This window comes from Escherichia sp. UTM R2 (assembly GCF_048593455.1).
Classification (GTDB): Bacteria; Pseudomonadota; Gammaproteobacteria; order Enterobacterales; family Enterobacteriaceae; genus Escherichia; species Escherichia coli.
The window spans coordinates 3781277-3794821 of the sequence record NZ_JBFWDY010000002.1; the positions used below are offsets into that span (position 1 = coordinate 3781277).

Consider the following 13545-nt stretch of genomic DNA (forward strand, 5'->3'; position numbering starts at 1 on the left):
TTAGTCCGCCAGTTCCAGAATTCGTACTACCAACTGCGAGAAGCTCATACCTGCCTGACGTGCCGCCATCGGCACCAGGCTGTGGCTGGTCATACCCGGTGAGGTATTGGCTTCCAGCAGATAAAACTGTCCATCGCTGTCCAGCATAACGTCAATACGTCCCCATCCTTTGCAACCTAACGTCGTCCATGCTTTCAGCACTAATGCCTGCAAATTGGCCTCTTGTGACGCTTCCAGACCTGCGGGGCAGAAATACTGTGTCTCATCAGAGAGATACTTCGCCTCATAATCATAGAAGGTTCCGGACGGTTGAATACGTATTGACGGTAAAATTTCTTCACCGAGTATCGCAACCGTGAACTCCGGCCCACTTAGCCATTTTTCAATCAATACTTCTTCATCGTGCTGAAATGCCAATCTTAATGCATCTTGTAGAGCATTTTCTGCTACTACTTTTGACATTCCCACACTGGAACCTTCGCGGCTCGGCTTAACGATAACCGGCAAACCCAGAGCAGAAATTTCTGCTAACTGCTTATCGCTCAGGCCTTTTTCAAACTCTGCGCGGGTTAACGCTACCCACGGCGCGACCGGTAAACCGGCACCTTGCCACAGCAGTTTGCTGCGTAGTTTATCCATTGAAAGCGCAGATGCCATCACTCCGCTGCCGGTATAAGGCAAGCCCATCAGCTCGAGCATGCCCTGCAGCGTACCATCTTCACCGCCGCGACCGTGTAGCGCGATAAACACTTTCTGAAAACCCATCGACTTCAGTTGCGTCACGTCGACTTCTTTCGGGTCGACAGGATACGCATCAATACCGCCTTCACGCAGCCCGGCTAACACCGCTGCGCCAGAATTCAGAGAAACTTCCCGCTCAGCGGAAGTCCCGCCCAACAGGACCGCGATTTTATCAGTCATGTTGTTCTTCCTCCGGAGTTTGCGGCTTCAGTTTGATTTCAGCTAAAGAACGGGCAATTTTTCCGATATTACCAGCCCCCTGAACGAGAATCAGGTCGTTACCGGTTAATACCGGTGCCAGCATCTCGGCTACCTGCGCAGGGTCCGGCACCAGAATGGGATCAATTTTCCCACGTCCACGAATTGTGCGACACAGCGAACGGCTGTCCGCTCCCGGAATTGGCGCTTCGCCAGCCGGATACACTTCCAGCATCAACAGGGTATCAACCTGCGTCAGCACATTGGCGAAATCATCATACAGGTCGCGCGTACGGGTAAAACGGTGCGGCTGAAACAGCATTACCAGGTTTTTATCCGGCCAGCCTGCACGCGCCGCTTTAATAGTGGCGTCCACTTCCGTCGGGTGGTGGCCGTAGTCATCGACCAACATCGCCGTACCGCTTTTACCATTCACTGGCTCCAGCGGGAATTCACCGAGGAAATCAAAACGGCGCCCAGTCCCCTGGAAGCTCTCCAGCGCACGTAAAATAGCCTCGTCATCAATTCCCTCTTCCGTAGCAACCGCAACCGCAGCTGCGGCGTTCAGCGCGTTATGACGACCTGGCGCATTCAGGGTGACGCGCATCGGCTCTTTGTCCTGGCGCAGCAGCGTAAAGTGCCCCTGCGGGCCAATCTGCTGATAATCTTCTACACGCACGTCGGCATCTTCGCTGAAGCCGTAAGTCGTGGTCTGACGTCCCACTCGCGGTAACAATTCGCGGATCACCGGATCATCAACACACATCACCGCACGACCGTAAAAAGGCAGGTTGTGCAGAAAATTAATAAAAGTCTGTTTTAAATTCTCAAAGTCGCCCTGGTAGGTATCCATGTGGTCGGCTTCGATATTGGTGACAATCGCCACCATCGGTTGCAGATGCAGGAACGATGCATCACTCTCATCTGCTTCGGCAATCAGGTACCGACCATGCCCCAAACGCGCATGAACCCCCGCCGCTTTTACCAGCCCGCCGTTAACGAAGGTTGGGTCGAGCCCCGCTTCTGCGTAGATGCTGGAAACCATCGCGGTGGTTGTCGTTTTGCCGTGCGTTCCTGCAATGGCGATGCCATGACGAAAACGCATTAACTCAGCCAGCATTTCGGCACGACGGATCACCGGAATACGCGCTTCATGAGCTGCGACAATTTCCGGGTTATCGGCAGAAATCGCGCTGGAAACAACGACCACGCTGGCATCACGTACGTTTTCCGGGCGATGGTTGAAATAAATCGTCGCTCCCAGATTCATTAACTGCTGCGTGACCGGATTTGGCGCTAAATCGGAACCACTGATCTGATAACCTTCATTGGCCAGAACTTCGGCAATACCGCCCATACCGGCACCACCGATGCCGACAAAATGTATGTGCCGAACGCGACGCATTTCGGGCACGATGGAACGCAGTTTTGCCAATTGTTGTGTATTCATTCTTTACGCCATTAACTTCTTAAATTCATACGATGCAAAAGACATCGCTACAATTACGCCCGGGCAGCCCGGCTCACTTCATTTGCCACTCGCTCGGTGGCATCCGGAATGGATGCAGCGCGGGCGCGTTCTGCCATGGTTAATAAGGTTTCTCGCGACCACCCGGCCAGGGTGTTGGCGACAGCATCCACGCTAAGCAGTGGCTGCTCGATAATTTTGGCTGCGCCCGCTTTTTCCAGCGGTAGCGCATTCCAGTATTGCTGGCGGTCTTTATGTTGAAACGGCACAAACAACGCCGGTAGTCCTGCCGCGGCGATTTCACTCACCGTTAAAGCACCGGAGCGGCAAACGACGACATCCGCCCACGCATACGCCGCCGCCATATCATCAATAAATTCAGTCACTTTATGCTGCGGTTGCCCCGCTTCGGCATACGCCTGTTCAACGGATTGTTGCGAACCTTTGCCGCTCTGATGCCAGATAGTGACTGAATCACCCAGTTTCGCAGCAACCTGCGGCATTGTCTGGTTAAGAATGCGTGCGCCCTGGGAACCACCCACTACCAGCACACGAACCGGACCTTCACGTCCAGCCAAACGTTGCTGCGGCAACGGTAGCGCCAACACATCGGTACGCACCGGGTTACCCACCACTTCCGCATTGGGGAAAGCACCTGGAAACGCCTGCATCACTTTGGTGGCAATCTTCGCCAGCCATTTATTGGTTAAGCCCGCAATACCGTTTTGTTCATGAAGTACAACCGGAATGCCTAACGACCACGCGGCCAGACCACCAGGACCTGATACGTAGCCGCCCATACCGAGCACCACGTCTGGTTTGTACGCTTTCATAATCGCCCGCGCCTGACGCCAGGCGTTGAAGATACGCAGCGGCGCAGCTATCAGTGCTTTTATACCTTTTCCACGCAGACCAGAGATACGAATGAAATCAATTTCGATGCCATGTTTTGGCACTAAGTCCGCTTCCATACGGTCGGCAGTCCCCAGCCAGCGAACTTGCCAACCCTGAGCCATTAGATAGTGCGCAACCGCCAGTCCCGGGAATACATGTCCACCGGTTCCGCCTGCCATCACCATTAATCGCTTTCCTTGACCACTCATCGTGAACCTCGTACAAACGCCTGCGCTTTCTCCAGACGCGTTTCATAATCAATACGCAACAGCATCATGATGGCTGTCGACATAATCAGTAAGCTCGAACCACCGTAACTGATCAGCGGCAATGTCAGACCTTTGGTCGGTAACATCCCCGCCGCCGCGCCTACGTTAACCAGCGCCTGGAAGCTAAACCAGATGCCAATAGAACAGGCGAGAAAACCGGAAAAACGGTGGTCAATTTCTAACGCTTTGCGGCCAATCGACATCGCGCGAAAAGCGACGAAGAATACCATTAAAAGTGCCAGCACCACACCGACATACCCCAGTTCTTCGCCGATAATGGCGAAAATAAAGTCAGTGTGCGCTTCCGGCAGATACTCCAGTTTTTGTACCGAGTTACCTAAACCTTGTCCCCAAAGTTCGCCGCGACCAAACGCCATCAGCGATTGCGTTAACTGATAGCCGCTGCCAAAGGGATCTTCCCACGGGTTCCAGAATGCGGTAACACGGCGGATACGGTACGGTTCGGCGAGTATCAGCAACACAACCGCTGAAATGCCCATACCGATAATGGCAATGAACTGCCACAATTTCGCTCCCGCCAGGAACAACATCGCCAGCGTAGTCACAAACAACACCACCACCGTACCAAGGTCTGGCTGTGCCAGCAGTAACACTGCCAACACCAGAATCACGCCCATCGGTTTCAGGAAGCCGCGCAGGTTATTACGTACTTCGTCGCCTTTACGCACCAGATAGTTGGCGATATAGCAAAACAGCGACAGTTTTGTCAGCTCCGCAGGCTGGATACGCAGCAAACCGAGATCGATCCAACGCGATGCCCCTTTAACCGAGCTACCCACTACCAGGACGATCATCAGCAGGATGATAGATCCGAGCAGCATCGTGGCACTGTAGCGTTGCCAGAACTCCATCGGCAGACGCAGCGTAATGATCGCCAGAATAAACGCCAAAATCAGATAGACACCATCACGCTTCGCGAAGAAGAACGGATCGTTGGTTAAGCGTTGCCCTATGGGCATTGACGCCGAGGTCACCATGATAAAGCCAATCGCCGCGAGGCCGAAGGTCAGCCACAGTAAGGTGCGATCGTACATGATCAGGCTGTCGGTATCTTTTTCCCGCGAGCCCATCACCCAGCCCTTTAGCGCCGTGGAGATCCAGACCAGGATACTGAATCCAGGCAGGCGCGGCATTTTCAGGCGAGGGAGAGATAAACGCATCAACCTAACTCCTTCGCCAGACGGGCAAACTCATTGCCTCGTTGTTCAAAGTTCTTGAACTGATCAAGGCTGGCACAGGCTGGGGAGAGCAGAACCATATCGCCCGGCTGAACACGCGGAGCCAGCAAGCGCATCGCCTGTTCCATAGTTTCGGTTTGTTCTGCCACTTCCGGGCGTAGCGCCGCCAGCTGCGCGCCGTCACGACCGAAACAATACAGACGTACGTTATCGCCATTCAGGTAACGCGCCAGTGGGCTAAAGTCCGCCGATTTACCATCGCCACCCAGCAACAAATGCAGTGTGCCGTCTACGTGCAGGCCATTCAGCGCCGCTTCCGTACTGCCGACGTTGGTCGCTTTCGAATCGTTAATCCAACGTACGCCGTTATGCTCCAGCACAACTTCAAAGCGATGCGGCAGACCAGTGAATGTGGTTAACGCTTTCAGGCTGCTGGCACGCGGTAACCCTGCAGCATCTGCCAGCGCCAGCGCCGCCAGCGCATTGGTGTAGTTATGCTGCCCGGAAAGTTTCATCTCTTTCACATTCAGCACTTTCTCGCCTTTAACCCGCAGCCAGGTTTCGCCCTGCTGATGATTCAGGTGATAGTCACCCATGTTGACGCCAAAGCTGACGCAGCGTTCATCCGCACCGCGAATCGGCATTGTTAAGGCATCATCAGCATTAACCACGCAAACTTTCGCGTTTTCGTAAATGCGCAGTTTTGCTGCACGATACTGTTGTAAACCAAACGGATAGCGATCCATATGATCTTCAGTCACGTTCAGAATGGTCGCTGCTACCGCCTGTAAGCTGGAGGTGGTTTCCAGCTGGAAGCTCGACAGTTCCAGCACGTACAGTTCACACTCATCATCCAGTAGCATCAACGCAGGCAGGCCAATATTGCCACCCACACCAACGTTAACCCCCGCCGCTTTCGCCATTTCACCCACTAGCGTGGTGACCGTGCTTTTGCCGTTAGAACCGGTAATCGCCACAATCGGTGCTTGTGCTTCGCGACAGAACAGCTCGATATCGCCAACGATTTCGATTCCGGCATCAGCGGCAGCGCTTAAGGATGGATGCGCCAGTGCAATACCGGGACTGGCGACAATCAGATCTGCCGCCATCAGCCATTCATCATTCAGACTGCCCGTGTGGCGTTCTACGGCTTCGGGTAATTTATCCAGGCCAGGCGGTGTCATACGCGTATCCATAACGCGCGGCGTCACACCGCGAGCGAGGAAAAAGTCCACGCAGGAAAGCCCGGTGAGGCCCAGGCCGATAATGACGACATTTTTACCCTGATAATCAGCCATGATTAACGTACCTTCAGCGTTGCCAGACCAATCAGAACCAGCATCAGCGAAATAATCCAGAAACGCACAATGACGCGCGGTTCCGGCCAGCCTTTCAGTTCATAGTGGTGATGAATCGGTGCCATGCGGAAAATACGTTGTCCGCGCAGTTTAAAGGAGCCGACCTGCAGGATGACAGAAAGCGTTTCTACCACGAACACGCCCCCCATAATCACCAGCAGGAATTCCTGACGTAGCAGTACGGCGATAATGCCTAACGCACCACCTAACGCCAGCGAACCTACATCGCCCATAAAGACCTGCGCCGGATAGGTGTTAAACCACAGGAAGCCCAGTCCTGCCCCGACTATCGCGGTACAGACAATAACCAGTTCCCCGGCGTGTCGCAGATACGGTATATGCAAGTAGCTGGCAAAGTTCATATTGCCGGTCGCCCACGCCACCAGCGCAAAACCACCGGCGACAAATACGGTCGGCATAATTGCCAGGCCGTCGAGACCATCGGTCAGGTTTACCGCGTTGCCAGTACCCACAATGACGAAGTAAGCCAGCAGAATGTAGAACAGCCCCAGCTGCGGCATCACATCTTTAAAGAATGGGACCACCAGCTGCGTTGCGGGCGTGTCTTTGCCGGCAAGGTACAGGGCGAAGGCGACACCCAGCGCAATGACCGACATCCAGAAATACTTCCAACGAGCGATCAACCCTTTGGTGTCTTTACGCACCACTTTGCGATAATCATCAACAAAGCCAATAACACCGTAACCTACCAGCACCACCAACACGCACCAGACGTACGGATTGGACGGGTAAGCCCACAGCAGTACGGAGATCACAATCGCCGTCAGGATCATAATCCCGCCCATGGTCGGCGTACCGCGCTTGCTGAAGTGTGATTCAGGACCGTCGTTACGCACCACCTGACCAAAGGAAAGTTTTTGCAAATGAGCAATCATACGCGGGCCCATCCACAATGAGATGAACAGCGCGGTCAGCAGGCTGACGATGGCGCGAAACGTCAGATAGGAAAAGACGTTAAAGCCGGAATAATATTTGACCAAATGTTCGGCCAGCCAAACTAACATGTCCCATTCTCCTGTAAAGCGCGTACTACCTCTTCCATGGCGGCACTACGTGAACCCTTAACTAAAATCGTAATTACCTGTTGCTCAGCAATCAGTGATTTAAGACGCGTAATTAACGCAGTTTTATCAGCAAAATGTTCGCCAACGCCGCTGGCGGTGCTGATAGCATGGCTTTGTTTACCCACGCTTAACACGCGGTCAATACCAGCAGCTTTTGCCGCCTCGCCCACCTGTACATGGCAGGCTTCGCTTTCAGCGCCCAGTTCCGCTATATCGCCCACCACCAGCACGCGGTAGCCCGGCATTTCAGCCAGTACCTGGACTGCTGCAGTCATTGAACCGACATTGGCGTTGTAGGAGTCGTCGAGCAGCAACTGGTTTTCTGCCAGTTGGATGGGGAACAGACGGCCTGGAACAGCTTTCAGATTTGCCAGCCCCGCTTTGATAGCATCAAGCGTTGCGCCCACGGACATGGAGAGCGCAGCGGCTGCCAGCGCATTCGCAATATTGTGACGCCCCGGCAACGGCAGCAGAACATCGACGCTACCGGTTGGGGTTTGTAGGGTAAATTCCGTACCGTGCGAGGTCACATGGATATTGGTGGCGGTGAAATCGCTGTTGGCGGCATTGGGTGAGAAACGCCACACTTTGCGTGAGCCAATTACGCTCTGCCAGTTCAGCCAGTCGTTGTTGTCGGCGTTCATAATGGCGATACCGTTTTCCGGCAGGCCGCTAAAGATTTCACCTTTCGCTTTCGCGACACCCGCAAGCGAGCCAAAACCTTCCAGATGCGCCGCTGCCAGGTTGTTGACCAGCGCAGCTTCCGGGCGAGTCAGACTCACAGTCCAGGCTATTTCGCCCTGATGGTTCGCGCCAAGTTCAATAACTGCGTAATCGTATTCCGGCGTTAAGCGCAACAGCGTCATCGGTACACCGATGTCGTTGTTGAGATTGCCTGCCGTATAAAGCGTGTTGCCGCACTGGCTTAAAATCGCCGCCGTCATCTCTTTAACGGAGGTTTTGCCGGAGGACCCCGTCAGAGCAACCACGCGCGCCGGAACTTGCTGGCGAACCCATGCAGCCAGTTCACCAAACGCCAGACGCGTATCCTTGACGATTAACTGCGGCAGGTCGATGTCCAGCGGACGGCTAACCAGTAGTGCGCCTGCGCCGCCAGCTTTCGCCTGGTCGGCAAAATCGTGGGCATCAAAACGTTCGCCTTTCAGGGCAACAAACAGGCAGCCCGGCGTCAGTTTTCGGGTATCAGTGGTTACAGCATCAAGGGTGATATCTGCACCTTGCAGTTCACCGTTGAGAATGTCGGTAAGTTGGCTAAGGGTTACGCTAATCATGCAATCACCCCCAGCAGACGCGCCACCGTGACGCGATCGGAGTAGTCCAGACGCTGATTGCCAACAATCTGGTAATCTTCATGGCCTTTGCCCGCGACCAGTACCACATCATTCTCTTTAGCCTGCATAACGGCGCAAGTCACCGCTTCAGCACGGCCTTCCATCACTTTGGCATGTCCGGCATCTAACATTCCCGCCAGAATATCGTTGATGATGGCACGCGGTTCTTCGGTACGCGGGTTATCGTCCGTCACCACCGCCACGTCAGCAAACTCTTCGGCAATTGCGCCCATCAGTGGACGCTTACCTTTATCGCGATCGCCACCACAGCCAAAGACACACCACAGCTTGCCCGCACAGTGCAGACGCGCCGCCTGTAAGGCTTTTTCCAGTGCATCCGGCGTATGCGCGTAATCCACCACCACCGTCGGTTTGCCTGGCGCAGTGAACACTTCCATACGTCCGCAAACCGGTTGCAGACGCGCGGCGGTTTTCAACAGATCAGCCAATGGATAGCCGAGTGCCAACAGTGTCGCCAGCGCGAGCAGCAGGTTGCTGACGTTAAAAGCGCCCATCAGATGGCTCTCAATTTCGCCATCGCCCCAACTTGAGCTAAAGCGAATCGTCGCACCGCTGTCGTGATAGTTCACGTCGTTCGCTTTTAACCAGCGTCCGTGACAGTTCGGATTGATATGATCTTCCATTGATACCGCAACCGCGTCCGGCAGTTTTGCCAGCCAGCGGCGGCCCACTTCATCGTCGGCGTTAATAATCGCCTGACCGCAATGATGCTCAGAATAAAGCAGCCATTTCGCGGCTTCGTAGTGTTCCATATCACCATGATAATCAAGGTGATCGCGGCTTAAGTTCGTAAAGACCGACGCCGCAAATTTCAATGCCGCCACACGGTGCTGTACCAGCCCGTGGGAGGAAACTTCCATTGCGCAAAACGTCGCGCCCTGATCCACCAGCCCCGCAAGCTCATGCTGAACATCGACTGCCGAACCGGTGGTATTTTCTGTCGGGATCACTTTCCCCAGCAGGCCGTTACCAACGGTGCCCATTACCGCGCTGGTTTCGCCAAGCAGTTGGCTCCACTGCGCCAGCAGCTGGGTAGTCGTGGTTTTGCCGTTGGTGCCCGTTACGCCTACGAGACGTAAATTGTCAGAGGGTTCATGGTAAAAGCGGCCCGCCAGTGCAGATAAACGCTCATTGAGCTGGCTGAGATAGATGACCGGTACGCCGTGCATTTCACGGATTTCACCGTCGGTCGCCTCATCTTTCGCCTCTGCAATAATGGCAGCCACACCTTGCGCTATCGCCTGCGGGATATATCGACGCCCGTCCGCCTGATGACCTACTACAGCTACAAAGAGATCGCCCGCCGCAGCCACACGGCTGTCGAGTGTCATCTCTCGCAGTGCTCGCGAAGGTGCGTCTGGCACCCACGGAGCAAGAAGGTCGCGCAAATTACGATCTGCCACCTGTCCCCTCGCCTTGATTAATCACAAATTCATTTTTATCGCCCGTTGTCAGCGCATCCGGCTCGATGTTCATGGTACGCAATACGCCGCCCATGATGGCACCAAAGACCGGCGCGGAAACGGCGCCGCCGTAGTATTTACCCGCCTGCGGATCGTTGATAACAACAACCAGCGCGAAGCGCGGCTGACTCGCAGGCGCAACGCCTGCGGTATAAGCAATATATTTATTGATGTAGCGACCGTCCGGCCCGACCTTTTTCGCGGTACCGGTTTTAATGGCGATACGATAGCCTTTAATCGCCGCCTTCACGCCGCCGCCGCCCGGTAGCGCCACGCTTTCCATCATATGCACCACGGTGCGGACAATGGATTCCGGGAAGACACGTTCACCGGGAACCGGGGGGTCAACTTTGGTAATCGACAGTGGGCGATAAATGCCGTAGCTGCCGATAGTTGCGTAGACTCGCGCTAACTGTAACGGTGTTACCATTAGCCCGTAGCCGAAAGAGAAGGTGGCCCTCTCTATGTCAGACCACCGTTGTTTTTGAGGATATAAGCCACTGCGTTCTCCGACCAACCCCAAATTGGTCGCTTTTCCCAGTCCAAAACGTGAGTAAGTATCTACTAACGCTGAGGACGGCATCGCTAACGCCAGCTTGGAAACACCGACGTTACTCGACTTCTGTAATACCCCGGTCAGGGTTAATTCGCTGTAGCGTGCCACGTCTTTGATTTCGTGGCCGTTAATTCGATAAGGAATGGTATTGAGTACCGAGTTTTCCCGCACCACGCCACGTTGCAACGCGGTCATCACCACCATCGGTTTAACCGTTGAGCCAGGTTCAAACACGTCGGTGATGGTACGGTTACGCATCGCCTCTTTCGGCGTGCCGCTCAGATTGTTAGGGTTGTATGACGGGCTGTTAGCCATCGCCAGCACTTCACCGGTGTTGACATCCACCAGCACGGCGCTACCAGATTCAGCCTTGTTAAAGGCCACCGCATTGTTCAGTTCGCGATAAACCAGCGCCTGCAGGCGTTCATCAATACTCAGCGCCAGGTTGTGCGCAGCCTGGCTGTCAGTAGAAGAAATATCTTCAATTACGCGACCATAGCGGTCTTTACGCACAATGCGCTCACCCGGCTGCCCGGTAAGCCATTTATCGAAACTCTTCTCAACGCCCTCAATCCCTTGACTATCGACGTTAGTAAAGCCAATGAGGTGAGCAGTCACTTCGCCGGATGGATAATAACGGCGAGATTCTTCACGCAGATGAATCCCCGGCAGTTTCAGTTTTTTGATGTAGTCCGCCATGTCAGGGTTTACCTGACGCGCCAGATAAATAAAGCGCCCTTTCGGGTTGGCGTTAATGCGGGCAGAAAGCTGATCCAGCGGAATATTGAGCGCGTTAGCCAGCGCCTTCCAGCGGTCACCGACGCTGATACCGCCAGCGTCATGCACTTCTTTCGGGTCAGCCCAAATCGCTTTTACCGGCACGCTCACCGCTAACGGGCGACCAGAACGGTCAGTAATCATGCCGCGGGAGGTGGAAACTTGCTGAACGCGAAGAGAACGCATGTCGCCCTCTTTCACCAGCATATCCGGGGAGATAACTTGTAACCACGCTACGCGTCCGAGCAGAAAAGCCAGCGCCAGGAGAATACAGCCGCATAACAACGCAAAACGCCAACTGATAAAGTTGGCATGTTCTTCCTGACGTTTTGGTTTCTGCGTTTTCGCCGCTGCTTTCATGCGTCGCGTTTATCCTTATTTTTGCACTACGATATTTTCTTGTGACGGATCAACATGCTGCATTTGCAGCTTTTCCGTGGCGATCCTTTCCACCCGGCTATGGTCGCCGAGCGCATTCTCTTCAAGGATCAGGTTGCGCCATTCAATGTCTAAAGCATCTCGCTCCAGCACCAGTTGTTCGCGCTGAGCGGTCAGTAAACGGGTATGGTGCGCCGTGGTTACCACGGTCACCGCCGTCAAAATAATGCAAATGAACAGGCAGAGTGGCAGCTTCCCAAATCGCAAAAGATCGTCACCGATAACACCAGGCAATGCATGGCGCTCGTGGCTTCCCATCGATCCTTTAACTTTGCTTAGAGCTTCTGTCACTCTGCTGATCATGCGTTCGTCCTCTCTGCAATACGCAGAACTGAACTACGGGCACGAGGGTTCTCAGCCACCTCTTCTTCGCCCGGCATTAACTTGCCTAGTGCTCGCAGCTGACGGCCACCCAGTTTTTTGAGCTGCTCTTCAGTCATCGGTAACCCTGCCGGAACTTGCGGACCGCGGCTGTTTTCACGCATAAAACGTTTCACAATACGGTCTTCCAGCGAGTGGAAGCTGATGATCGAAAGCCGCCCACCCGGGGCCAGCACGTTGAGCGAGCTTTTTAGCGCCTGCTCTATCTCCTCCAGTTCACTGTTTACCCAAATGCGCACCGCCTGGAAGGTACGGGTCGCGGGATGTTTAAACTTATCTTTCACCGGCGTTGCAGCAGCCACGACTTCCGCCAGTTCTTTGGTGCGGGTCATCGGCTGTTCGCGGTTACGCTCGACAATGGCGCGGGCAATGCGTTTGGCAAAACGCTCTTCACCATAGGTTTTCAATACCCAGGCGATATCGGCTTCTTCTGCGGTTTGTAGCCATTCAGCGGCTGACTGCCCACGGGTTGGGTCCATACGCATGTCCAGCGGACCATCGCGCATAAAGGAAAAGCCACGTTCAGCATCATCAAGTTGCGGTGAAGAGACGCCAAGATCGAGGAGAATGCCGTCGATCTTGCCGATAAGATCGCGCTCGGCAACGTATTCGCCCAGCGCGGAGAAAGGTCCGTGGATGATGGAGAAGCGCGGATCATCAATAGTCTTCGCAACGGCGATAGCCTGCGGGTCGCGATCGATCGCCAGCAAACGCCCCTCTTCGCCAAGCTGCGAGAGGATCAGACGTGAGTGACCACCGCGACCAAAAGTCCCATCAATGTAGATGCCATCAGGACGGATATTGAGGCCATTAACGGCTTCATCCAGCAGCACCGTAGTATGTTTATAGTTTTCCATCATTTTATAGAGACAAGTCCTGCAGTCGCTCCGATAAGTCTCCGGTAGCCAACTGCTCTGCGTCGATATCTTCCTTGACCTGTTGATGCCAGGTTGTTTCATCCCACAGCTCAAACTTGTTGAACTGTCCAACCAGCATCACTTCTTTTGTCAGCCCGGCATGTTGCCGCAGTACTGGCGCGATTAACAATCGACCTGCGCCATCCATCTGACATTCGCTGGCATGACCTAACAGTAGGCGCTGCACACGGCGCTCAACCGGGTTCATGCTCGACAGACGCGATAATTTTTGCTCGATAATTTCCCATTCAGGCAGGGGGTAAAGCAGCAGGCACGGGTGATAAATGTCAATGGTGCAAACCATTTGACCGGCAGCGTTCTCAAGCAGCTGTTCCCGATAACGGGTAGGCACTGATAAGCGCCCTTTGCTGTCGAGATTGACTAACGTTGCTCCCCGGAACATGCCAGCCTCACCCCTTATTCCCACT

The 13545-nt window shown here is 54.3% G+C and carries 12 protein-coding genes; all 12 read right to left on the bottom strand.

From position 1 onward, the window contains the following. Genes ddlB through mraZ form a run of 12 tightly spaced genes read right to left on the bottom strand, consistent with a single transcriptional unit; the run spans position 1 to position 13520 of the window. The gene (gene ddlB, locus AB4H76_RS19205; protein ID WP_000130056.1) at positions 1 to 921 is read right to left on the bottom strand and encodes a D-alanine--D-alanine ligase; all 921 of its coding nucleotides are present in this window, start codon (positions 919 to 921) and stop codon (positions 1 to 3) included. Next, positions 914 to 2389, bottom strand: coding sequence for a UDP-N-acetylmuramate--L-alanine ligase (murC, locus tag AB4H76_RS19210; protein WP_001096048.1), 1476 nt, complete (start codon positions 2387 to 2389; stop codon positions 914 to 916). Before murC ends, ddlB begins: the two co-directional genes overlap by 8 nt. A gap of 53 nt (positions 2390 to 2442) precedes the next feature. Further along, on the bottom strand, positions 2443 to 3510 hold the full coding sequence (murG, locus tag AB4H76_RS19215) for an undecaprenyldiphospho-muramoylpentapeptide beta-N-acetylglucosaminyltransferase (RefSeq protein ID WP_000016581.1): 1068 nt from the start codon (positions 3508 to 3510) through the stop codon (positions 2443 to 2445). Continuing rightward, a complete protein-coding gene (gene ftsW / locus AB4H76_RS19220) occupies positions 3507 to 4751 on the bottom strand; it encodes a cell division protein FtsW (protein WP_001295532.1) in 1245 nt (414 codons plus the stop codon). Before ftsW ends, murG begins: the two co-directional genes overlap by 4 nt. Beyond that, positions 4751 to 6067 (bottom strand): UDP-N-acetylmuramoyl-L-alanine--D-glutamate ligase, encoded by a 1317-nt coding sequence (gene murD, locus AB4H76_RS19225; RefSeq protein WP_000796481.1) that lies wholly within the window; start codon positions 6065 to 6067, stop codon positions 4751 to 4753. The genes ftsW and murD overlap by 1 nt, the downstream gene beginning before the upstream one ends. 2 nt (positions 6068 to 6069) lie before the next feature. Then, on the bottom strand, positions 6070 to 7152 hold the full coding sequence (gene mraY / locus AB4H76_RS19230; RefSeq protein WP_000964131.1) for a phospho-N-acetylmuramoyl-pentapeptide-transferase: 1083 nt from the start codon (positions 7150 to 7152) through the stop codon (positions 6070 to 6072). Then, positions 7146 to 8504, bottom strand: coding sequence for a UDP-N-acetylmuramoyl-tripeptide--D-alanyl-D-alanine ligase (gene murF / locus AB4H76_RS19235; RefSeq protein ID WP_077492824.1), 1359 nt, complete (start codon positions 8502 to 8504; stop codon positions 7146 to 7148). Before murF ends, mraY begins: the two co-directional genes overlap by 7 nt. After that, a complete protein-coding gene (murE, locus tag AB4H76_RS19240) occupies positions 8501 to 9988 on the bottom strand; it encodes a UDP-N-acetylmuramoyl-L-alanyl-D-glutamate--2,6-diaminopimelate ligase (protein ID WP_000785116.1) in 1488 nt (495 codons plus the stop codon). Before murE ends, murF begins: the two co-directional genes overlap by 4 nt. After that, positions 9975 to 11741 (bottom strand): peptidoglycan glycosyltransferase FtsI, encoded by a 1767-nt coding sequence (gene ftsI / locus AB4H76_RS19245; RefSeq protein ID WP_000642196.1) that lies wholly within the window; start codon positions 11739 to 11741, stop codon positions 9975 to 9977. Before ftsI ends, murE begins: the two co-directional genes overlap by 14 nt. Before the next feature lie 15 nt (positions 11742 to 11756). Next, the gene (gene ftsL, locus AB4H76_RS19250) at positions 11757 to 12122 is read right to left on the bottom strand and encodes a cell division protein FtsL (protein WP_000625658.1); all 366 of its coding nucleotides are present in this window, start codon (positions 12120 to 12122) and stop codon (positions 11757 to 11759) included. Beyond that, complete coding sequence (rsmH, locus tag AB4H76_RS19255; protein WP_000970479.1) at positions 12119 to 13060, bottom strand: 16S rRNA (cytosine(1402)-N(4))-methyltransferase RsmH; 942 nt, start codon at positions 13058 to 13060, stop codon at positions 12119 to 12121. Before rsmH ends, ftsL begins: the two co-directional genes overlap by 4 nt. A 1-nt stretch (position 13061) precedes the next feature. After that, complete coding sequence (gene mraZ, locus AB4H76_RS19260; protein ID WP_001295533.1) at positions 13062 to 13520, bottom strand: division/cell wall cluster transcriptional repressor MraZ; 459 nt, start codon at positions 13518 to 13520, stop codon at positions 13062 to 13064. Positions 13521 to 13545 lie beyond the last annotated feature (25 nt).